Consider the following 20974-nt stretch of genomic DNA (forward strand, 5'->3'; position numbering starts at 1 on the left):
ACCCGTTTTTGCATTCAGCGATGCTACGTCCATCTGCTGAATGACGCAATGGAGAACCCCATGAATTCGTCCGCTGTTTCACCGGGTCGCGCCGGGCTGCTGCTGCTCCTGACCGGGCAAATGTTGCCGCTTATCGACACCTCGATCACCAACGTGGCGCTGGACGCCATCACCCGCTCGCTGCGCGCCACGCCGACGCAGCTCGAGCTCATTGTGGCGCTGTACGGCGTGGCCTTCGCCGTTTGCCTGGCGATGGGCAGCAAGCTTGGCGATAACCTCGGGCGCCGCCGCCTGTTCATGTGGGGCGTGGCGCTGTTTGGCATCGCGTCGCTGCTGTGCGGAATGGCGAACTCGATTGGCGAGCTGCTGGCCGCCCGTATCCTGCAAGGGGCTGGCGCGGCGCTTATCGTGCCGCAAATTCTCGCCACGCTTCACGTCACGCTAAAAGGCGCCGCCCACGCGCGTGCCATCAGCCTGTACGGCGGTATCGGCGGCATCGCGTTTATCGTCGGGCAAATGGGCGGCGGCTGGCTGGTCTCGGCGGATATCGCCGGGCTCGGCTGGCGTAACGCCTTTTTTATCAATGTGCCGATTTGCCTGCTGGTGCTGGCCTTCAGCGTTCGCTATGTGCCGGAAACCCGCCGGGAAACGCCGTCGCGCATCGACTGGTCGGGCACGCTGTACCTGGCGCTGATCCTCTGCTGCCTGCTGTTTCCGATGGCGCTGGGGCCGGAAATGCGCTGGCCGTGGCCGCTGCGGGCGATGCTGCTGGCGCTGGCGCCGCTGTTCTATCTGATGCGGGCCAGCGCGCTGAAGAAACAGCGGCGCGGCGAGCAGCCGCTTCTGCCGCCGCGGCTGCTGAAGCTTGCCAGCCTCCGTTTCGGCATAGCGATCGCCCTGCTGTTTTTCAGCGCCTGGTCGGGCTTTATGTTCTGCATGGCGCTGACCATGCAGACAGGGCTGGGAATGGCGCCGTGGCAGTCCGGCAACAGCTTTATCGCGCTGGGCGTGTCCTACTTTATCTCCGCCCTGTACGCGCCGAGGCTGATCGCCCGCTATAGCATTGGGAGAATATTACTGACGGGTCTCGGCGTGCAGCTCTGCGGGCTGATACTGCTTATCGCCACCTTCTGGTATGTCGGCCTGAATACCGGCACGCTGACGCTGGTGCCGGCGACCCTGCTGGTGGGCTATGGCCAGGCGCTGATCGTCAACAGCTTCTATCGCATCGGGATGCGCGACATCGGCCCTAACGACGCCGGCGCCGGTAGCGCCATTTTGAGCACGCTGCTGCAGTCCGCGCTGGGTCTGGGCCCGGCGCTCCTTGGCAGCGTATTTCTGGCGCTCAATCGCCACGGCGGCTACATCATCGCCATCACCGGTTTTCTGACGCTGGAGGTTGTGATGATGCTCGCCCTCGCGGCGGCCGCGATCGGTTTTCGTCATCACTTAGGCCGCTGTCCGGCGGCCGGGCTTTCGTAACGTCGCCCCTGGTTTGCATCGGCATCGCCCGGCGGTCATCATGGCCGCCGGGCGATGCAGGAGACGCTATGCAGGAATTCATAGCCACGATGCGAAGCGATGCGGTCGTTGCCTTACCCGCGCTTGCGCAGCGTCTTAAAGACGACAAACAGGAATACCACCCACGCCGGAAGCAGGATGGCCGACAGGCGCATGTCGTCAATCGTCAGCATAAGTCCGAGGATCATCAGCAAAAACGCGATGCACAGATAGTTGCTTGCGGGCGCAAACAGCGCGCGAAACTTCGGCTCGCGCCCTTTGCGGCGCTGCGCGGCGCGAAACTTAAGGTGCGCCATGCAGATCATCAGCCAGTTCAGCAGCAGCGTCGCCACCACCAGCGAAGTAATCGCACCGGAGAGCAGCAGCGAGTTCACCGGCACGCCGCGGCGGCTGACGCGGGTGAGGAATTTCGGCGCGTTGCCCTGCACGGAAAGGCCGAACAGCATGCGGCTGTTGGAGTACACCCCGCTGTTATACACCGACAGCGAAGCCACCAGAATGACGAAGTTCAGCACAGAAGCCACCGCGTTGCTGTCAAGATTATGGAAAATCATCACAAACGGGCTGCTGTCGGATTTAATATCCACCCACGGGTACAGCGCCAGCAGCACCACCAGAGAGCCGATATAAAACAGCAAAATACGGTACACCACCTGGTTTACCGCTTTCGGGATGCAGGTTTCCGGGTCGCGCGCTTCCGCCGCGGTGATCCCAATCAGCTCAAGCCCGCCGAACGAGAACATAATCACCGCCAGCGACAGCACCAGCCCTTGCCAGCCGGTCGCCAGAAAACCGCCATAGCGCCAGAGGTTATCCACCGACGCGCGCTCGCCGCCGTGGCCGCTGAACAGCATCCACAGGCCAAAACCGATCATACCGAGAATTGCCAGCACTTTGATCAGCGCAAACCAGAACTCCGTCTCGCCGTACAGGCGTACATTGACGAGGTTCACGGCGTTAATAATGATAAAAAACACCGCCGCCCAGACCCAGGTCGGCACATCCGGCAGCCAATACTGCATATAAATACCGGCGGCGGTGAGTTCCGCCATGCCGACCAGCACGAACATCACCCAGTAGTTCCAGCCCGACAGGAACCCGGCGAACGGCCCCCAGTATTTATACGCAAAATGGGCGAAGGAGCCTGAAACCGGCTCTTCTACCACCATCTCGCCCAGCTGGCGCATGATAAGAAAGGCGATAATCCCGGCGATGGCGTAGCCCAGCACGACCGCAGGACCGGCCATCTGAATGGCGGGCCCAATTCCCAGAAACAGGCCGGTGCCGATGGCTCCGCCGAGGGCGATGAGCTGAATGTGGCGGTTTTGCAGGCCGCGGTGAAGCGTCGGCTGGTTATCCGACTCAGCATCCGATTGCGTTTGTCCGGACGCGGTTGACGCGTTTTTCACGTCTTTCCCCTGTAGCGTTTTATGAAGGGGCACCTTTTAACACTTAGCCCGCCTTGCCGCAAGTTTCGTCCCGGCGGCAGGGCGGAGCAGCGCGTTTATTTCTGCATTCGCTGCAGCTGAACCTCGTCGGCCTGTTCAGCGCGACGTGCCAGAACCTGGAACTGGCGCGGCGTGTAGTAGCCGGCGGGCATCGGCAGCTGCTGCATATCGTTGCCGGGGTGAATTTGCAGCTCGCCCAGGCGCGCCAGCACATAGCCGTTAATGGTTTCAGGGATCTCCAGCTGATACGGCGTCGCTTTTTCAAACGGCACCGGCGTAGGCAGGCGGTTATCGCTGAGCGAGTAATTGCGTTTCAGCACCAGAAATTTATCCGGCACCCGGCGCCTGCTGTTCCACCAGTCGCCGTCCACCGCGCGAAACATCTGCTCGCTCTCCTCGCGCGTGGCCACATTCAGCCCTACCAGCGCCTGGCGAAGCGTGGCATCCATCGCCCGATTGTAATCATCAACCGAACGGGCATGCCCCGACAGAATCACATGAATGGCAAGCCTGGCGCCTAATAAATTCGAGTAGAGATCTTCCGGCGAAAAGGCGGATATCTCCTCCGAAAAACCGGGTACGGACTGGAATCCATACCACTGCGCCACCTCATGCCACTGCGCCAGCTCAAAGGCCAGCTTTCCCGCAAGCCAGGCGGCGAGGGTATAGCGCTGGGCGGGCGATGACGGGGGCGTAAAGGCGTTCAGCTGGACGCGACGAACGCCCAGCTCTTCGCTATAGAACAGACGCCAGCGCTGCCCGAGCTTCGGATACAGGCGGGTGAACAGGTAGAAGGTGTTGTCCGCCGTATCGCGCACATGGGCAATATCGATAAACCCGCCGCGGTGGGTATACAGCAGGCCGTTCGCCTCCTCGCTCAGCCCCACCAGGTTTTTTACCGCCCCGAGCGCGCTGTCGTTATAGCGATGGTTGCCCAGCGTATCCAGCGTCAGCACGTTGCCTATCTGATACACCGGGATCGGCACGCCCAGCGCCCGCACTTTCAGATCGTAACCAAACGCGCAGCACGGACGCAGCGACTCCGGTGGCGAAAGATGCCGCGCCACCGGCGCAACGCCGCGCACGACCGGGGTGGGCAATACCGCGTCGCCCGCGGTTGCGCAAAAGGCGCACAGCAGAAAAGTGAACAACCAACCACGCATTAAAAGGCCTCCGCGACCTGAAAATAAAATCCGGCCGTATCCCGGCCAACGCCCAAATCCAGCCGAATGTTCATATCCGGCTTCACTTCAAACCGATAGCCCACGCCCACCGTCGGCAAAAGGGGATGCTCGCTCAGCTCGCCCGGCGAGCCGCCGAGCGCCCCGACGCCCATCCACAGCACATAGCCGTTGCGCCAGTCGAGCTTCTGGCGGTACTCCACCTGCCCGCTGACCACGTCTTTATCGCGATAGCGCCCCTGGTAGTAGCCCCGCAGCCGTCGGTTATCCCCGGCCAGCGACAGCCGGTCCCAGGGCACGTCGCCGTGGGTGAAGCGCCCCCACAGATCGAACGCCAGCACCCGCTTTTCATCCAGTGGCGCATAATAATTGTACTGCACCTGCGCGGCGGTGAAGTGGGTATCGGAACCGAGCGCCGGGTCGAATACGCTGTACTCGATGCTAAAAAACTGCCCGCGCGTGGGGCGGGTAATCACATCGCGGGTGTCGTAGTGCATGCTGACCGTTGCGCCGGAACTTAGCGGCGACGTTGAGGTGGTAAACCGGGAAAATTTATCGCCGGGATGCGGGTCGTCAACGTCGGCGTTCATCGCCGAGAAATCCCAGCCGACGCCGACATACAGGTTATTCGCCAGCCGACGGAAAAGCTGAGGATGCAGCCGGACGGAATTGTCGGTGTACTTCTGCTCGCTGCCCTGCGCGGCATCATAGCCAACGCCCCAGAAGCCGGTGGGCACTTTGGCGATATTCCCCTCGACAAACAGCCGCCAGCGATCGTCGGTAAAAAACGTATAGTTGGTAAAGCCGATGCCCAGCGCGCCGCTGGTGCTGGCAAAGCCGGTAAACGACAGCGACGAATTTTGCGTGACGGTATCCTGCGGGTTGACGCGGTAAATGCCCGCCGCCGCCATGCCGAGCCCGAGCCGCAGCTCGGGGGTGTAAAACGGCCCGGGCAGCACGCTCCAGTTGATGCCCTTGCTGGCATCATACTGATTGTCGGCCCCGAGCTTGCCGAGAAAGGCATCCACCGACTGCCTGTCCAGCGCAAACGTCGGCGGCGAGGCGAACACCACGCCGACCAGCCCCGCCAGCAGCACGCCATTTCGCGTCATCAGAATCGGTATTCGCCGGAGATAAAGAAGCTATTACGCTCGTTGAAGCCGAACTCCGTCAGCACGTTAAAGTTGCGCGTCACCTCGTACTGCGCGCCGACCAGCATATTCCACGGCGACTTCAGGTGCTGCTTCACGGCGAATTTACCGTCGCCGTCTTTGTTGACCGCATTGATCAGCGGCTGCAGCTCGGCGGGCATCTGCAAATCGGACAGGTTGCCCTTAAACTCCTGCTGCACGTCCTGATACATGCTTCCCACCCACAGGCTCAGGTGCGACGGCCCGGATATGCCCTCAAAGCTGAAGCGGTAGCCGACGCGCGGCGAAACGGTGAGCGCGGAAATATTGCCGTCGAGGATATCAAAATCGGTACGGGTGTAGTTGGTGTCAACCAGCGCAAACCAGTTGCCATAGCCGCCCGCGAGCGTCGCGCCGGTGCCCCAGGTTCGCCCCTTGAAATCGAGGGTGAAATCGATGTCCTGCAGGGAGCCCTGCTGGTAGAGGCGATGGACCGATCCGGCGATAATACGGTTGATCCCGGTAAACTTCGTCGGATCGGCGTCTACCGACACGGTGGAGACCGACGACCCTTTGGTGTAACCGTATAACCCGTAAATATTCAAAAACGGAAACACCCACATATCCATGCGCAGGGTTTCCGTTTTGCTGCTCTCCCGGGTGTGCCCGGCGTCAATTTCAAACATATCGCTGGGAATCGGGTGATCGCCAAGCTTCAGGCCAGAGAACATGATGCTGTCGACGCCGATATCCTGACGAATGTTCATGTAGTTCAGGTTGATACCGAACGGCAGCGGGATCTCGTAACCTCGCGCCCGCGCCTCATCGCCCCAGATGGGAAAGGTGCTGCCGGTTTCGGTTTTCTCTTCGTCGCTGCTATCGGTACCGGTCGCAGTGCTGGCGCCGTAAGCGGCGCCAGAGAGCAGAAACAGCGGCAGCAGAGTTTGCGTCCATTTCATCATCATCTTCTCATTATCAATTTTACTTACAGCCCGGAGCCGACGTTGAAGTAGACGGCCTGCTCATTTTTGCTAAAACCGACGTCAACACCGGTGTACAACCCATACTGGCGGGCGATCAGGTAGCGAAACCCGGTGCCCCAGGCAACTTCCGTGGTATCAAACAGCTGGCTTGCCTCATCGGCGGCGCTGCCGGCGCCGACAAACCCCTGCACTATCCAGCGCGGCGTCACCTGCCATGCAAGCTGCGTCTGCACGGTGCCGACATAGTCGCCCTGGTAGCGATAGCGGGAGATGCCGCGCAGGTTGATGTCCGGTCGCGCCATCGGCGGCAGATGCTGCTGCTGGTTCATTAATGCCTGATAGTTCCCGGCCACCGCCAGCGTCAGCGAGCGGGTCAGCGGGTAGTAATATTTACCGTCCAGCGTCAGCTGGTCGTAGCGGTAGTCGCCGCCGAGAAAGCTGCTGTAAAAGCGGTACTCCCCGCTCAGCGATGCGCCTTTGCGCGGATAGAAAAAGTTGTCGGTGGTATCGTATTCCGCCACCAGCCCTACGGCGGACGAGGTGCTGTCCGCGCCGAACAGCCGCTGCCAGGCGCGGTTGACCAGGCCGTTATCCGCCGAAATATCCATCCGCGCATAAAACTGGGACACGCCAAGAAATACCGGGGTATCGCCAACGCGGAACTGCAGCTTCTGCATACCGCCGTAGCCCTTGGTCTGGGTGGCGATAGCCTTACTGTGGCCAAATCCGGCGACGTCGCCGGAGTAGATATCCAGATTCACGTCGGCATAGCCCATCGCCACGAGGTAGCGAATATGGTCGTCATTCCAGGTGTGCCGATGACCGCCGCCGACAAACCAGCTGCCGTTCTGCGTTCCGCCGCCGCCAAACGCGGTCATGGCGGGCGGGATAAAGCGCTCGCCCTGCTGGGTTCCCTTGCCGTGCAGAAACAGGCCGAACAGCCCGCCGCCGTAGCCGACCGCCGGTTCAGTAATCACCATCGGAACGGGTAAAAAACCGTAACGGTTATCGCGCAGATAGTCGCTCATGTCGGGCATACCGTCTTCAGGGTCGAGAAACCCTGCCGCCCGGCACGGCCCGTAAACCATCAGCGCCAGGAGAAGGACGCTTAACCGCACTTTGCGGTTCATGACAGAAGCCTTTCAGGGGATAAATCGGGGGCATAGACTCTACCGGCCCTCACAGCATGCGGTAAAGCCATGAAAAGTATAAAAATAAATAATTTATCTGGCAAACTGCACCATCCACATGACGCCTGCTCGGTTTTGCTCATAGCCCTATCCACAGAGGTTTTTAATTTTCTTTATTATTCATCTGGTTATTGATAAACATTTAGCTAACACATTGTTTTGAGCATAGACCAGCGCGTCGCTTATTCAAGATCGCCGCCGCAACATCATAAGGTCACTTGCCATACAATATTAATTTTTATATTATATAAATATATATAATGTTATTTGAGGGAAGCGATGAACGCGCCAATCAATCAACAACAGATGCGGGCGGCGGCAGGCAGAACGGCGGCAGTGCTGAAATCGCTCGCCAATGAAACCCGTCTGCTGCTGCTGTGCCACCTGAGCCAGGGCGAAGCATCGGTGAGCGAAATAGAGGCGGCGCTCGGCATAGGCCAGCCGACCCTGTCGCAGCAGCTTGGCGTGCTGCGGCGGGAAAACCTGGTCAGCACCCGCCGGGAAGGTAAGCAGATTTTCTACCGCATCTCCGCCCCGGATATCCTGACGCTCCTCAACACGCTGTATGAACTCTACTGTCCGAAAAACACCGGCGAGGTAACGGAATATGATGATTGATATCGCGCACTTCACGCCCGTCCAGAGCTTTATCGGCGGCCTGATTATCGGCGCGGCGGCGTGGGTGCTGATTCTGTTTTGCGGACGCATCGCGGGCATCAGCGGCATTCTCGGCGGCGTATTGTCCCGCACCAGCAGCGATAAGGGCTGGCGGCTGGCGTTTCTTGCCGGGATCGTCGTTGCGCCGCTGCTCTATCGGGCCTTCACCGCCCTGCCCGAGCGCGATATCGCCGCGTCATGGCCCACGATAATCTTCGCCGGGCTGCTGGTCGGCCTGGGAACGCGCTATAGCTCCGGCTGCACCAGCGGCCACGGCGTCTGCGGGCTGTCGCGGCTGTCGCTGCGTTCTCTGGTGGCGACGCTGACCTTTATGGTCGTCGCCGCCGTGACCGTCTGGGTTATCGGTTTCTGGCGTTAACGGATACGGAGTTAAGATGAACCTCTTTTTTTCCTTTCTGGCGGGCCTGCTTTTCGGCCTTGGCCTGCTGATAAGCGGAATGGCGAACCCGGCGAAGGTCACCGGATTTCTGGATATTACCCGGCAGTGGGACCCGTCGCTGGCGTTTGTGATGGGCGGCGCTATCAGCATCGGCTTTTTCGCCTTTCGCATGGCGAAGAAACGCCAGCGCCCAATCTACGGCGATAAAATGGTTCTGCCGACCTCCTCAACCCTCGACAAGCGGCTGGTCGGCGGCGCCGTGCTGTTTGGCATTGGCTGGGGGCTGGCGGGCATCTGCCCGGGGCCAGGCCTGGTGCTGCTGGGCGCGGGCGAGCTCAAGGGCGTCGGGTTTGTCCTCGCCATGATCGCGGGGATGTGGCTGTTTCAGCGGCTGGAGCGTCGCTGAGTCACGCCCCGCTATCGCGCAGCGCGTCAATCAGCAGCGCAAATGCCGGAGGATGCTGTCGGCGGCTTGGGTAGTAAAGGTAGTAGCCGGGAAACGTTGGGCACCAGCTCTCCAGCACCCGGACCAGGGCGCCGGCGCGCAGCTCATCCTGCACCATATCCTCCGGCACAAAGCCAATGCCGAATCCGCTGACGATGGCGTCGACCCGCTCGGCCAGCAGGTTGAAGGTCAGCTGCCCCTCGACCCCTACGCGCAGCGGTTTACCGTCTTTTTCAAACTCCCAGTGATACAGCCCGCCCGCGGTGGGCAACCGCATGTTGATGCAGCGGTGCTGCTGTAGCTCGTGCGGCGTCTGCGGGATCCCCCGCGCGGCAAAATAGCCGGGCGACCCGACTGCCGCCATCCGCATATCCGGGCCGATTCTCACCGCCACCATGTCTTTATCAACGCTTTCGCCCAGCCGCACGCCCGCGTCAAACCGGCCGTCAACGATATCGACAAAACCATTGTCGACCACCAGCTCAATATTGATTTGCGGCCAGGCCTGCAGAAACGGCTTTAGCTTCGGCCACAGCAGACGGCGCGCCGCGTGCTCCCCGGCGGAAAGGCGAATGTTGCCGGAGATGACGCCGTTGAGCTGAACAATGTTTTCCAGCTCGCGCTCCAGTTCGTCAAGCCGCGGCGCCAGACAGGCAATTACCCGCTCTCCGGCCTCGGTCGGCGCGACGCTGCGGGTGGTGCGCGTCAGCAGGCGCAGGTTTAAGCGCGCTTCCAGGGCCTTCATCGCGTGGCTTAACGCCGATTGCGATACGCCAAGCCGGGCCGCCGCTCGGGTAAAACTGCGTTCCCGGGCGACCACAAGGAAGATCTGCAGCTCATTGAAGTTTTCTTTCAACATGATGCCTGTCCTTCACAATATTCATTAACATTTTAACAAAAGCAGTACCGCCAGGCTAAGCAATGAAATCAACCCATTACTTAACAACGCATTACGATAAATTATGTAACTCACTTCACATTGTTAATATATTAAGCATTGTGTTACCAACTTGTAAAACATATGCTTGTTTCATGGTTCTCAATCCGCCTGGCGCGCCCTCATTTTACGGGAGGAGACAATATGTCCGCGTTATCAATGTCTCGTCATAATGATGCGATTATTGCCCGCTGCCTGCAGACAATTTCGCAGCTTATCCCGCTGTCGTCGGCGGTGTTTTATCGGGTGAATAAGCGCACGACGCCGGAGAACTACATTCTGCACAATATTTCTGAGAACACGCATCAGCAGTACCTGGAACATTTCCAGCCGCTCGACCCCCTGCTGCCCTCCCGCTTCACCCATCCTTCGATTACCATGGCGGGAATGACCCCTGGGCTGTATGACCGTTATCGCCACTACTATCACGACTTTATGCTGCCGAATAACGTTCGCGATATGACGGAGATTTTTATCCGCCGCGATCGGCGGATTGTGGCAGGAATTTCTCTGATGCGCGATACGCCGTTTTCCAGCGAAGAGCGGCTGCGGGCGCAGGCGGTGCTGCCGCTGGTCGAGCTGGCTATCCACGAGCTGCTGCAGGATGACGATGCCCTGTCGGAGATGCTGACCGCCAAAGAGCGGGAAATCGTCAGCATGGTGCGCGAAGGAGCGAGCAATAAGCTGATTGCCCGCCAGCTGGATATTTCGCTCTCGACGGTGAAAACGCATTTACGCAATATCTTCGCCAAAACCGAGGTGGTGAACCGCACCGAGCTTGTCTCCAGAACCCTGATGCCGGCAGGTCAGCGAGCGCCGCTGTAACGCAGGGCTGCGTTTCCGCCGGCAATAAAGTATCCTCGCCGCGTGCCGATAAAATAAGCAAGACCCATCAACCCCTTACGGACCATGGACAGAACGCCGCGCAATCCAGATATCACCGTCAAGCCTCAGGCCGCCGCCTGGTTTACGCGTCATCCAGAGGCCCGCCTGCATTTCGATCCAGTGCTTAACCTTCTGCTCAGCGGCTACGTGGGGGATAACCACGGCTACATTAATAAGCAGACAAGCCCGCACTACGTATTTAATGCGTGGAGCAAAGAGGGAAATACGGTCAGGGTCAGCTGCACCGCGCACTATTCCCGCGTCCGCATCCGTGTGGATAAAGCGCAGACGCGTCCCGCCTTTCATCCCTATGCAAAAACGCTCGCCAACCGTGATGGCAGCCGCCGAATTGAGTATATCGACCTGATTATCCGCACGGCCGACGACCTGCAGCTGCTGGCCGATTTTTTCAGCCAGCACGACATTCCGGGCTTTACGCCCTCGCAGCCGGGGAACACCTCGCCCGACGAGACGGATTACGCCCCCATTATTCGCGTCGTTGACGGCAGGGTGATTGACGTCAGACAGCTTCATAACGCGCTGGCTGGCCGTTTCACCCGCAGTATGCAGATGCAGGGTTACGCCTGCCGCCACGAACACCGGCTGGCGAATACGCTCGATCGCGTCGATGTCCTGTTATCGCGTCACGGCCTGAATATCTACTGCGAACTCAAGCCCGTCGCCGGAAGCTCGACAAAGCGGGAGATCCGCGCTGCGCTCGGACAGCTGCTGGACTATCAGTACTACAATAAGTCAGTCCGCGCCGACGCGCTGTGGATTGTGCTGGACGCGCCCTGCAATACGCAAGATACCGCCTTCATTGCGCAGATAAGAGACCAGCATCAGCTGCCGCTGACGCTGGTCTGGGAGGAACAGGGGACGTTTCGTTTTTACCCGGCTTTAGCCTGACAAGCGCGGTTAGCGCCCGCGTCCATCAGCTGCCCCATCGCCTGGCTGACCATATTCATCACGCTCAGCAGCAGCATCCGCTGCTGCGGTTCGAGACGCAAATAGCGGCGCAGCGGCGGCAGTTTGCAAACCACTTCGCTGGCCCCCCAGGGCTCAATCGTGCAGCACCATTTCTGGTCGGTAATCACCAGCGAAAAGCGGCGGTAGTCCAGCTCGCTCAGGGTGGCCTGCAGATTAGGAAAGCCGTTGAGCCAGGCCGCCGCCGCGTCAGCCGCCGCGCGTTTACCGGCGACAAAGGTCACCGGATGGCGCGTAAACCACCCGGACTGATGCGCGCGAATTTTACCCTGCAGGGGCCGGTTTACCGGCCCCTCGACGCTAAACTCACAGCTCTGGATGCTGGCCATAAACAGCCGCTTTTGCCGCTGGCTGTAGGTCACCTCGGCGCTGTCGCTCAGGCGCAGCACGCCGCTGCGCTCTGAGCGCTTCTCGGTGGGCCAGCCTGCTAAATCGCGCGAAACGGCGTTTAACAGCGGCGTGTTAAAGCAGGGGACGGAGCGCATCCGGAACCCCCTCTCCCACGTTATGGGCGTCATACTGACCGATTGCCCGCTCAACCACCTCTTCTACCGCCAGCGGCTTAAAGGGGTTGACGCGCTGCACGCACACCGTCCAGAACAGCGCATACCCGGCGGTAAGGCCCAGCATCACGCCGAACGGCACCAGAATGTCGCGGCTGTTCATGCCCGGCGGGGCAATGTTGATAATCGCGATAACGATCCCGACGCTTGAGATAATCTGCGGCAGCGGGAACCACGGCGAGCGGTAGGCGCGCGGCAGGTCCGGACGGCGAATACGCAGCAGCACCACCGACAGCGTCACCAGCAGATAGGCAACGCCCCAGGCGCAGACGGCGGCAAGGATCAGCGGCACAATACGATCCAGATCGCCGTTCAGATACCAGGCGTGCAGACAGGGGATCGCCACGCCGATAGCAATGGCGATCACCGGCGTTTTAAAGCGCGGGTGCAGCCAGGTCAGAAAGCGCGGCAGCGCGCCGTCCAGCGCCATACCGTAGATGATGCGCGGCACCGCGGCCATCAGCGTATTGATCGTCGCGCAGCCTGCCAGCAGCAGCCCCACGCCAAGCCAGTACTGCCCGGCATGCCCCATGACGCGCTCGGCAAACGCCGGGATTGCCATCGGCGTATCCAGCAGATGCACATTGTTCGCCGCATCCACCACCACGTTCGTCACCTGGCGGTTAATCGCCGCGCCGTAGATAAACATGCAGCTGGCGACCCCCAGCAGCCCGAGCGCCATCGCCCGGGGAATGGTGCGGTGCGCCTGCTTAATTTCAGGGGCCATCGGCGTGACCAGCTCGCAGCCGACAAACATGAACATCGCCATGCCGATATAGCCGAACAGCCCGGAAAGATCGCTGACGTTTACCGGGGTGCCGAACCATCCGGCCTGATGAGTGACGGGCGCCATAAAGATGCCGCACAGGCCGAAAATGGTCAGCGTGGTCCACATCCCGAAGGTGAGCACCACTTCTACCTTGCCAAAAATCTCAATGCCGATGGCGTTCAGCAGGCCGAAAACGACCACCATGCCCACCCCCACCATCCAGGTGTTCTGGTGCGCCGCCATCTGGGCGTTGATCGACTCGAAGTTTACCAGCGCCATGATCCCGGCGAGGATGGTCTCCGCCGTTCCGGCGAAGATGTGGACGATAAGGTAGGCGCACAGCGCGCCGGTAATGGCAAAAAAGCGCCCCATCCCGCAGGAGATGTAGTCATACACCGAACCGGTGGTGGGGATGAGCGTGGCCGCCTCGGCGAAGGTGGTGACCTGGGCCTGCATCATAATAAACGCCAGCAGCACCGCCAGCGCGAATGTATCGCCCCCCATGCCGAAACCGCTGGTAACGGTAAGAATGACGGGGCTTGCCATGATTAAGCCGACGGAGCTGGCGAGCGTGGTGGGAAAACCCACGACGCCGCGTTCAAGATGGCTGGCGAGTCTGTTACTGAACATAGTCAACCTCTGCACAAGGTGTAGGGCCAGGGAACGGCGCAACCGTTCCGGGATAGTCATAATTTATGCAGGCATCCCGCTCAACGAATATCGTCCTGAAGGTGGAGAGGAGCGGATGATTTTGTGACGATGAGCAAAATTGTCCTCCCCGCCGCTTCTCACCGGGGAGGACAACGACGGCGTTAGCGGCTTTCGACGTTTGCCAGGTAGTGCTTCACGAAGCGGCTGGTCAGAATTTTCCACTCCACTTCGGTGCCCTGTTTCACAAACCAGCTGTCGCCAGGCGCAAAGCGCTGCGGCTCGCCGCCCGCCACGGTCAGCTCGACTTCTCCCTCAAGGACGGTGGCATGTTCGGTAAACGGATAGGTCATGGTGAAGCTTCCTTTGGTTGAGGAGAAGAGACCGCAGGTAAAGGCATCCTGCGGTTCGCCGTACACCATGGCGGCGGCGACCTGCGGGTCGCCCTCGGTCGGCGTGGCGCCGAGCAGGCTGACGCTGCCGATAGGATGCAATTCAGGAACGGGTTGGTTGAGTTTGAACGCTTTCATCAGTTTCTCCAGATTAACTGCGGCCTTTCCAGAAGCCGGCGGTTTGATGCATCAGTTTCCCGGCGGTGACCAGCAGCAAACGCAGGCTGTCGCGACCGTGAATGGTGGCGTGGGGAATACGGCTCATCAGACGGTACCGATCGGATCCGCCGGCGATCCCTTCCGCCAGAATTTTGCATACGATATGGGAGGGCGTAACGCCGAAGCCGGAGTACCCCTGCACGTAGAACACGTTGTCGCGATCGCGCAGCGTACCGATCTGCGGGAACAGGTTGGCGCTGCAGGCCATCGGGCCGCCCCAGGCGAAGTCTATCTTCACGTCTTTCAGGTAGGGGAACACCTCCGCCATCAGCGTGCGGTTCCAGGCGGCGAAATCCGTCGGGGTGTATTCCACAAAGCGCGTGGCGCTGCCGAAGAGCAGACGGTTTTCCCGGGTCACCCGGTAGTAGTTAATCACCGGACGGATATCGCTGAACGCGCCGCGCAGCGGGCTAATCCGCTCAATAAGCTCATCGGATAGCGGCGCGGTCGACACCTGATAGGAGTAGGTGACCAGCGTCTTGTTATAGATTTCCGGCTCCATATTGTTGAGGAAGCTGTCGCAGGCCCACAGCATTTTTGCTGCCCTCACGCTGCCCATCGCGGTGCGCACGCGCACCTCTTTGCCGTAATTCACCTCCACCACCGGAGAGGATTCATAAATCTTCACGCCCAGCGATGCGGCCGCCTGGGCGGAGCCCAGCAGCATATTCAGCGAATGGATCTGCCCGCCGCCCATATGCTTGAGCGCGCCGCAGTACACGTCGGAGCCCACGACTTTATGCACGTCGCGGCCGGTGTAGAGCTCAATGTCTTCATCCGGGGCGGCCGCCTTAAACTCCTTTTCCCACTGCTGCAGCGTTTTCAGCTGACGGGAGTTGTAGGCCAGATAGCCGTAGCCAGGGACGAAATCGGCGTCAATATTGTATTTGCGGATGCGTTCGCGAATGATCCCGGCGCCGAGGTTGGCGATTTTAAACAGCGTCTCCAGCCCTTCTTTGCCGACATGCTTTTTCACCGCTTCGATATCGTGGCCGATCCCCGCCATCACCTGGCCGCCGTTGCGTCCGGTGCCGCCATAGCCGAGATGGCGCGCCTCCAGCACCACCACGTTGGTTATCCCCTGCTCTGCCAGCTCCAGTGCGGTGTTAATCCCCGAAAAGCCGCCGCCGATGATAACCACGTCGGCCTCAATGTCTTCCTGTAGCGCCGGAAAGTGCAGCTGGTATTTCTTCGTCGCGCCGTAGTAGTTGAGCGCATCGATTTTGATGTTCATAGAATCACCCCATCTCCTGCCAAGGCCTCCATCTCAGCACGACGCCAGAGGGCTGGATATCGTCCGGAAGAACGACATCCTTTAGAACGATGCGCGGAGGGAAAAACGGCGGTGAAAATATTTTTCGCGCGAAGAATGTCATAACAAAAAATAATAAAAACGGCGCCGTTGTATTACGCCAATATTATTAATACGCTAATCATCAAATAATTCTGTAGTCATTTAACGCCGGGTCTTTATTTTTACCCCGTAATAGATCTTTTCCGCATTATTCATCGTCCGGCGGCGTTGGTGGCAAAACGGCGAGCGCCTGCTACGTTCAACAGCACAGGCATCAGCGCAGAAGGTACAACACATGCCCCGTTCTCCCGCCGCCGGCCGCAGCTTCTGGCCGGTCTTTTTCATCTTTTTAAAGCTGGGGCTGACCTCGTTTGGCGGGCCAGTCGCCCATCTGGCCTATTTTCACGATGAGTTTGTCACGCGCCGGCAGTGGCTGACGGCGCGCAGCTACGCCGACGTGGTGGCCCTGTGCCAGTTCCTGCCCGGTCCGGCCAGCAGCCAGGTCGGCATCGCGCTTGGGCTTTCGCGCGCCGGCTATCGGGGCGCGCTGGCCGCCTGGGCGGGGTTCACGCTGCCTTCCGCGCTGGTCATGATCCTGCTTGGCCTCGGCATTGCCCATCACCACGCCGCGCTGCCGCCGGGCGTACTGCACGGGCTAAAAGTGGTGGCGGTTGCCGTCATCGCCCAGGCGGTATGGGGAATGGCCCGCACGCTCTGCCCGGATGTACCGCGCATCACGCTGATGGCCGCCATGGCCTGCGTGGCGCTGGCCGCGCCAGCCGCCTGGAGCCAGGCGGGCGTGATTGCCGCCTCGGCGCTGCTCGGGCTGCGGCTGTGCAAACCGCCGCTAAGCGCCGGCAGCGATCCGCTGCCGTTGTCCGTCAGCCGCCGTACCGGTGCGCTTAGCCTTTGCCTGTTCGCCGTTTTGCTGGTGGGACTGCCGCTGCTGGCGCAGCTTCATCCCGACCAGACGCTGCTGATGGCCGATGCCTTTTACCGGGTGGGGTCGCTGGTGTTTGGCGGCGGGCACGTGGTGCTGCCGCTGCTGCAGGCGGAAGTCGTTCCCCACGGCTGGGTAAATAATGACATCTTTCTTGCCGGTTACGGTGCCGCGCAGGCGCTTCCCGGCCCGCTGTTTACCTTCTCGGCATTTCTTGGCGCGGCCATGAATACACCGCCCTCCGGCGTATTTGGCGGCGCTATTTGCCTGCTCGCCATTTTTACCCCTTCCTTTTTACTGGTGACCGGGGTTTTGCCGTACTGGGAACGCCTGCGCCGCAGCCCGCGCATGCAGGCAGCGCTGTGCGGCGTCAATGCCGGCGTGGTGGGGCTGCTGCTGGCGGCCCTTTACCAGCCGGTATGGACCAGCGCGATACTGACCTCGCAGGACTTTGGTCTCGCGATTTGCGCCCTGATTGCGCTGATGTTCTGGAAACTTCCGCCGTGGCTGGTGGTACTTACCGTCGGCGCCGTCGGAGGGTGGCTGAGCTTGTAACGTAAGGAGACAAAAAAATAACGTGAATGCCTTGCATATTAATTACCTGGCAATATATTTATTTTCATGTCCCTTAACGTTATCTCCCGTCGTTTTTTTGCTTGCTTTAGCCAGGCTCTGTTATAATGTGAACAGCATGTTACCGATGTATTGATTTAAATGGCGAGGAAATACACTTTCCTTTCATGTTTTTTAGAGCGAGGGGCTTAATGTGCGAATCTTCCTATATCTTGTAATCTCATCCCTTTTCCTGTCGACATGTTATGCAGCATCGACGACGTCCGCGCCAGAAGACAAGGTCGTTTTGACAATTTCTGGAAAAATAGGAAGCAACGGCCAGGGTGAGCCGCAGAAATTCAGCATTGCCGACCTTGAAAAATTGGGCGTAGCGACAATTGAAACCACCACGCCATGGTATGACGGACGTATGCGCTTTGACGGCGTCTCTTTTAATAAGCTGTTTGACAAAGTGAACGCCCAGGGCCAGACGGTGAAAGTCGTCGCGCTGAATGACTATACGATCAGCGTCCCGGTTGATGACCTTAAAAAGTTTAATGCTATTTTGGCCTACAAACGTAATGGTAATTTAATGCCCGTACGTGATAAAGGGCCATTGTTTATCATTTATCCTTATGACAGCAGTCCGGAACTCAATAACCAGATTTATTATGCCCGTTCAGCCTGGCAGGTCGCCCGGATAATCGTGCAATAGGGGCTGTAGATTGAACCGCATTCTTACTGTCATCATTCTTTTTCTTTTCGCTTTAACTGGCTACATAACTTATCTTGTTCAGGAAAGACAAAATGAGCTGCAGAAACTGACTCGCTACACCGATTCATGGTCTGTCTCACAAATCGTTTCTGAATATTTCAGATTAGAGGCTAGCCTGGCGCTGTATGCCGTTGGCTCTAACGATGTCAGTATAGATGATGTGCGCATGCGTCTGGATATTATGACAAGCCAGAGCACGCTGCTGAAAGAAGGCGATCTTGGCAAGTACATCCGGAAAAATCCGGATGCGCTTGCCACTATCACCGATGTGCAAAAATACCTGGTGACGCTCGACAAACAGCTCGGCACCCTCAGCAGCGGACAAATTGTCCAGATGCTTAGCGGCATGCGTGACCTTGAAGCTCCGCTGCGCGAAATCGCCTCCGAGGCCTTAAGCAAAGATATCGATATCGTTAATAGCACCCACGATAAGATTCGCTATCTGTACTATATCTATTCGTTTATTTCGCTGATGCTGATTATCCTGAGTTTTACCTTAGGATTTCTGACGTTAACGCGAAACAATAATCTGCGAAAAGCCCACAGGAAAATGGAGCTGCTGGCTCAGGATCTCCACATCTCCAAAGAAGACCTGCAGAACAAAAATGAAAAACTGGAGTATGTCGCCTATCACGACTCGCTGACGGGCTTGCCGAACAGGCTGCTGTTCTGGCAAAAAATGCAGGAGCTTATCGACACCAAATCCGCGGTGGTGGTGATGCTTTTCGACCTCGACCGCTTTAAAGCGGTGAATGACACCATGGGTCATGATGCCGGAGATAAACTGCTTATCGATATCGCCGAGCGGCTGTCGCTGTTTATTAATGAATCCGTCGTTTTATATCGTCTCGGCGGCGACGAATTCGCCATCCTGTCCAGCGATATGACCGAAAAACAGGCCTACAGCCTGGCCTGCGCCATCAGGGATAATATCAGCATGCCGTACCAGGTATATGGCACCTCGGTCAGCGTGGAAACCTGTATCGGCCTGATTGTTTCCAGTACGGAGACCCGCGCTGATTATCTGTATAAATGCGTCGACCTCGCCCTGTACGACGCCAAAAGCATTGGCCCCGGCAATGTGCGCAACTTCCAGCAGTATATGCTGGAGGATCTCCTTGATAACCGGTCGTTTGAAAATGACCTGGCGAACGCGGTGAAAAATAACGAGCTGGTAGTGTACTACCAGCCGATTGCCGATGCCGTCAGCGGCGAGATTTACGGCTATGAAGCCCTGCTTCGCTGGTTCCACCCCGCACGGGGCGCGATATCGCCGGAGGTCTTTATCCCGGTCGCCGAAAAAACGGGGCTTATCCACTCTATTGGCGCATGGGTTCTCGCCCAGGCCTGCCAGCAGGCAACCCAGTGGGCGCCATCGACCCGGGTAGCGGTAAATATTTCACCGCTGCAGCTGCTGGATGAATCGCTGCCGGATATCGTGCGGTCCGAGCTTAAGAAAAACGGCCTGGATGCTGCCAGACTCGAGCTGGAAATCACGGAATCCAACTTTGTTAACCAAAGCGCCCGCTCGCTTGCCACCCTGCGCGCGCTGAGCAACCTCGGGCTGAGCATCTCGATTGATGACTTCGGCACCGGCTACTCGTCGCTGTCGCGCTTAAGCTCGTTTGCCTTCGATACGATAAAGATCGATCGCTCATTTGTGTCAAATATCACCCAGCAGCACGGCGATCTGAACATTCTTAAGGCGATCGTCAGCCTCGGCAAAAGCCTTAACATGCGGATTATTGCCGAAGGCGTGGAAACCGAAGTGCAGCTTAATTATCTGAAAACGTTAGGTTGCGACCTGATTCAGGGGTACCTGATTGGCAAACCGGCCCCTCCCGGCCAGCTAAAGCTCTGACCGTCGGACAGGGCGCTGCGCTGCAGCGCCCTGCTCCCGCTCGCGGTTATGCTACAGGCGCGGAATGCGCCCTGTCACCGGATAGGCCGGGTCGGTAAAACCTGGCGTCGACGGATGGCCTGGCGGCACCAGCGCGTCGACCAGCGCTTCATCATCGGCAGTAAAGGCGGGCGCCTCCAGCGCCGCAAGGTAGCCCTTCCACTGTTCGAGCGTACGCGGCCCGGCGATAACCGCATCAACCAGCGAGTTATTCAGCACCCAGTTAATCGCGAAATGCGCGGTCGTCATTCCGCGCGCTTCGGCATGCGCTTTGATGTGCAGCGCCGCCTGTAGCGACTCGGGGCGCAGCTCGGTTTGCAGGATCCGTCGGTCGCCCCGCGCCGCGCGACTACCTTCCGGCAGGTTATCCACGCGGGCGTATTTCCCGGTCAGCACACCGCGCGCCAGCGGGCTATAGGGCACCACGCCCACGCCGTAAAACTGGCACGCGGGCAGCAGCTCAACCTCCGGCATTCGGTTCATCGCGTTGTACTGCGGCTGGCAGGCCGCCGGACGATCGATACCGGCCTCATCGCACAACCGCACCAGCTCCGCCAGACGCCAGGCGCGGAAATTCGAGACCCCGATATAGCGAATTTTTCCCTGCTGCTGCAGACAGGCCAGCGCCCGCACCGTCTCTTCCAGCGGAGTGGCGAGATCGTCACGGTGCAGATAATAGAGATCGATACAGTCGGTTCCCAGGTTTTTCAGGCTGCGCTCCGCCGCGCGTAGCAGATAACCGCGCGACAAATCGGCAGCGGTCGGCGATAAAAGACCGGCGGGATACCCCGCTTTGGTCGCCACCACCCAGCGGTCGCGATCGGCGCGGATCGCGGCGCCGACGATCTGTTCTGATACGCCTGCGCCGTAGGCATCTGCGGTATCAATAAAATTGACGCCCGCATCCCGCGCATGGCTGATGATGTCAAACGCCTGCGCCTGAGGCGTCCTGTCGCCAAACATCATGGCGCCAAGGCAAAGCCGGGAGACTTTCAGGCCGCTGCGGCCCAACGCGTGATAATTCATAGGGTAACGCCCTCTGTTCAGATGACCGATTTTTCTGACCAAAAGTGTAGCAGCAGAGCGCCCGGCGGATTAACCCGCGCCGCCCGGATAGTCCTATGAATGGGATTCATGAATGCAGCGCGGCTTCACGCA

At 59.1% G+C, this 20974-nt stretch carries 20 protein-coding genes; 9 read left to right on the plus strand and 11 right to left on the minus strand.

The genetic code is table 11. The annotated features are described in order from the left end of the window. The first annotated feature begins 60 nt into the window (after window positions 1-60). On the plus strand, window positions 61-1482 hold the full coding sequence (locus ENTCL_RS16090; RefSeq protein WP_013367203.1) for an MFS transporter: 1422 nt from the start codon (window positions 61-63) through the stop codon (window positions 1480-1482). Between the two features lie 113 nt (window positions 1483-1595). Here ENTCL_RS16090 and pheP read toward each other — a convergent pair whose 3' ends face one another. The 5 genes from pheP to ENTCL_RS16115 all read right to left on the minus strand — a co-directional run bounded on the left by pheP (window position 1596) and on the right by ENTCL_RS16115 (window position 7393). Continuing rightward, complete coding sequence (pheP, locus tag ENTCL_RS16095; protein WP_013367204.1) at window positions 1596-2930, minus strand: phenylalanine transporter; 1335 nt, start codon at window positions 2928-2930, stop codon at window positions 1596-1598. Between the two features lie 95 nt (window positions 2931-3025). Continuing rightward, window positions 3026-4132, minus strand: a complete 1107-nt coding sequence (locus ENTCL_RS16100) for a DUF4056 domain-containing protein (protein WP_013367205.1) — start codon at window positions 4130-4132, stop codon at window positions 3026-3028. Continuing rightward, window positions 4132-5262: a BamA/TamA family outer membrane protein gene (locus ENTCL_RS16105; RefSeq protein WP_013367206.1), complete on the minus strand. Its 1131-nt coding sequence runs from the start codon at window positions 5260-5262 to the stop codon at window positions 4132-4134. The genes ENTCL_RS16100 and ENTCL_RS16105 overlap by 1 nt, the downstream gene beginning before the upstream one ends. After that, window positions 5262-6239 (minus strand): hypothetical protein, encoded by a 978-nt coding sequence (locus ENTCL_RS16110; RefSeq protein ID WP_044611989.1) that lies wholly within the window; start codon window positions 6237-6239, stop codon window positions 5262-5264. Before ENTCL_RS16110 ends, ENTCL_RS16105 begins: the two co-directional genes overlap by 1 nt. Before the next feature lie 26 nt (window positions 6240-6265). Then, window positions 6266-7393, minus strand: a complete 1128-nt coding sequence (locus tag ENTCL_RS16115; protein WP_013367208.1) for a BamA/TamA family outer membrane protein — start codon at window positions 7391-7393, stop codon at window positions 6266-6268. Between the two features lie 339 nt (window positions 7394-7732). Between ENTCL_RS16115 and ENTCL_RS16120 the strand changes: the two genes are divergently transcribed. Genes ENTCL_RS16120 through ENTCL_RS16130 form a run of 3 tightly spaced genes read left to right on the plus strand, consistent with a single transcriptional unit; the run spans window position 7733 to window position 8916 of the window. After that, window positions 7733-8071 (plus strand): ArsR/SmtB family transcription factor, encoded by a 339-nt coding sequence (locus tag ENTCL_RS16120; RefSeq protein ID WP_013367209.1) that lies wholly within the window; start codon window positions 7733-7735, stop codon window positions 8069-8071. Then, window positions 8061-8489: a YeeE/YedE family protein gene (locus ENTCL_RS16125; RefSeq protein WP_013367210.1), complete on the plus strand. Its 429-nt coding sequence runs from the start codon at window positions 8061-8063 to the stop codon at window positions 8487-8489. The genes ENTCL_RS16120 and ENTCL_RS16125 overlap by 11 nt, the downstream gene beginning before the upstream one ends. A gap of 16 nt (window positions 8490-8505) precedes the next feature. Beyond that, on the plus strand, window positions 8506-8916 hold the full coding sequence (locus tag ENTCL_RS16130; protein ID WP_013367211.1) for a DUF6691 family protein: 411 nt from the start codon (window positions 8506-8508) through the stop codon (window positions 8914-8916). A gap of 1 nt (window position 8917) precedes the next feature. Here ENTCL_RS16130 and ENTCL_RS16135 read toward each other — a convergent pair whose 3' ends face one another. Next, window positions 8918-9814 carry a LysR family transcriptional regulator gene (locus tag ENTCL_RS16135; RefSeq protein WP_013367212.1) on the minus strand — a complete coding sequence of 299 codons (897 nt, stop codon included), beginning with the start codon at window positions 9812-9814 and terminating at the stop codon, window positions 8918-8920. Between the two features lie 222 nt (window positions 9815-10036). Between ENTCL_RS16135 and ENTCL_RS16140 the strand changes: the two genes are divergently transcribed. Both ENTCL_RS16140 and ENTCL_RS16145 read left to right on the plus strand, forming a co-directional pair. Beyond that, window positions 10037-10717, plus strand: a complete 681-nt coding sequence (locus ENTCL_RS16140) for a helix-turn-helix transcriptional regulator (protein ID WP_013367213.1) — start codon at window positions 10037-10039, stop codon at window positions 10715-10717. A gap of 84 nt (window positions 10718-10801) precedes the next feature. Then, window positions 10802-11686, plus strand: coding sequence for a hypothetical protein (locus ENTCL_RS16145; RefSeq protein ID WP_013367214.1), 885 nt, complete (start codon window positions 10802-10804; stop codon window positions 11684-11686). On the opposite strand, the gene ENTCL_RS16150 is transcribed toward ENTCL_RS16145, so the two are convergent. The 4 genes from ENTCL_RS16150 to ENTCL_RS16165 form a co-directional block, all read right to left on the minus strand. Beyond that, window positions 11668-12249 (minus strand): DUF3156 family protein, encoded by a 582-nt coding sequence (locus tag ENTCL_RS16150; RefSeq protein ID WP_013367215.1) that lies wholly within the window; start codon window positions 12247-12249, stop codon window positions 11668-11670. The genes ENTCL_RS16145 and ENTCL_RS16150 overlap by 19 nt on opposite strands. Then, window positions 12227-13726, minus strand: coding sequence for an APC family permease (locus ENTCL_RS16155; protein WP_013367216.1), 1500 nt, complete (start codon window positions 13724-13726; stop codon window positions 12227-12229). Before ENTCL_RS16155 ends, ENTCL_RS16150 begins: the two co-directional genes overlap by 23 nt. 182 nt (window positions 13727-13908) lie before the next feature. Further along, on the minus strand, window positions 13909-14274 hold the full coding sequence (locus ENTCL_RS16160; RefSeq protein ID WP_013367217.1) for a cupin domain-containing protein: 366 nt from the start codon (window positions 14272-14274) through the stop codon (window positions 13909-13911). A 13-nt stretch (window positions 14275-14287) separates the two neighbouring features. Further along, window positions 14288-15589 carry an NAD(P)/FAD-dependent oxidoreductase gene (locus ENTCL_RS16165; protein WP_013367218.1) on the minus strand — a complete coding sequence of 434 codons (1302 nt, stop codon included), beginning with the start codon at window positions 15587-15589 and terminating at the stop codon, window positions 14288-14290. Window positions 15590-15944: 355 nt separating this feature from the next. On the opposite strand from ENTCL_RS16165, the gene chrA reads away from it, so the two are divergent. From chrA to ENTCL_RS16180, 3 genes are all read left to right on the plus strand, one after another. Then, window positions 15945-17144, plus strand: a complete 1200-nt coding sequence (gene chrA / locus ENTCL_RS16170; protein WP_013367219.1) for a chromate efflux transporter — start codon at window positions 15945-15947, stop codon at window positions 17142-17144. Window positions 17145-17355: 211 nt separating this feature from the next. Beyond that, window positions 17356-17856, plus strand: coding sequence for a putative pterin-binding protein (locus tag ENTCL_RS16175; protein WP_013367220.1), 501 nt, complete (start codon window positions 17356-17358; stop codon window positions 17854-17856). Window positions 17857-17866: 10 nt separating this feature from the next. Further along, window positions 17867-19777, plus strand: a complete 1911-nt coding sequence (locus tag ENTCL_RS16180; RefSeq protein ID WP_013367221.1) for a putative bifunctional diguanylate cyclase/phosphodiesterase — start codon at window positions 17867-17869, stop codon at window positions 19775-19777. Between the two features lie 51 nt (window positions 19778-19828). On the opposite strand, the gene ENTCL_RS16185 is transcribed toward ENTCL_RS16180, so the two are convergent. Beyond that, window positions 19829-20842 (minus strand): aldo/keto reductase, encoded by a 1014-nt coding sequence (locus tag ENTCL_RS16185; protein WP_013367222.1) that lies wholly within the window; start codon window positions 20840-20842, stop codon window positions 19829-19831. Between the last annotated feature and the right edge of the window lie 132 nt (window positions 20843-20974).

The organism is [Enterobacter] lignolyticus SCF1, from assembly GCF_000164865.1.
Classification (GTDB): Bacteria; Pseudomonadota; Gammaproteobacteria; order Enterobacterales; family Enterobacteriaceae; genus Enterobacter_B; species Enterobacter_B lignolyticus.

Coding starts and splice junctions, on each gene's coding strand:
- ENTCL_RS16125 (WP_013367210.1), top strand. CDS start 8,061: ATGATGATTGATATCGCGCACTTCACGCCCGTCCAGAGCTTTATCGGC.
- ENTCL_RS16120 (WP_013367209.1), top strand. CDS start 7,733: ATGAACGCGCCAATCAATCAACAACAGATGCGGGCGGCGGCAGGCAGA.
- ENTCL_RS16115 (WP_013367208.1), bottom strand. CDS start 7,393: ATGAACCGCAAAGTGCGGTTAAGCGTCCTTCTCCTGGCGCTGATGGTT.
- ENTCL_RS16135 (WP_013367212.1), bottom strand. CDS start 9,814: ATGTTGAAAGAAAACTTCAATGAGCTGCAGATCTTCCTTGTGGTCGCC.
- ENTCL_RS16150 (WP_013367215.1), bottom strand. CDS start 12,249: ATGCGCTCCGTCCCCTGCTTTAACACGCCGCTGTTAAACGCCGTTTCG.
- ENTCL_RS16145 (WP_013367214.1), top strand. CDS start 10,802: ATGGACAGAACGCCGCGCAATCCAGATATCACCGTCAAGCCTCAGGCC.
- ENTCL_RS16090 (WP_013367203.1), top strand. CDS start 61: ATGAATTCGTCCGCTGTTTCACCGGGTCGCGCCGGGCTGCTGCTGCTC.
- ENTCL_RS16105 (WP_013367206.1), bottom strand. CDS start 5,262: ATGACGCGAAATGGCGTGCTGCTGGCGGGGCTGGTCGGCGTGGTGTTC.
- ENTCL_RS16165 (WP_013367218.1), bottom strand. CDS start 15,589: ATGAACATCAAAATCGATGCGCTCAACTACTACGGCGCGACGAAGAAA.
- ENTCL_RS16140 (WP_013367213.1), top strand. CDS start 10,037: ATGTCCGCGTTATCAATGTCTCGTCATAATGATGCGATTATTGCCCGC.
- ENTCL_RS16100 (WP_013367205.1), bottom strand. CDS start 4,132: ATGCGTGGTTGGTTGTTCACTTTTCTGCTGTGCGCCTTTTGCGCAACC.
- ENTCL_RS16130 (WP_013367211.1), top strand. CDS start 8,506: ATGAACCTCTTTTTTTCCTTTCTGGCGGGCCTGCTTTTCGGCCTTGGC.
- ENTCL_RS16155 (WP_013367216.1), bottom strand. CDS start 13,726: ATGTTCAGTAACAGACTCGCCAGCCATCTTGAACGCGGCGTCGTGGGT.
- ENTCL_RS16110 (WP_044611989.1), bottom strand. CDS start 6,239: ATGAAATGGACGCAAACTCTGCTGCCGCTGTTTCTGCTCTCTGGCGCC.
- chrA (WP_013367219.1), top strand. CDS start 15,945: ATGCCCCGTTCTCCCGCCGCCGGCCGCAGCTTCTGGCCGGTCTTTTTC.
- ENTCL_RS16185 (WP_013367222.1), bottom strand. CDS start 20,842: ATGAATTATCACGCGTTGGGCCGCAGCGGCCTGAAAGTCTCCCGGCTT.
- ENTCL_RS16160 (WP_013367217.1), bottom strand. CDS start 14,274: ATGAAAGCGTTCAAACTCAACCAACCCGTTCCTGAATTGCATCCTATC.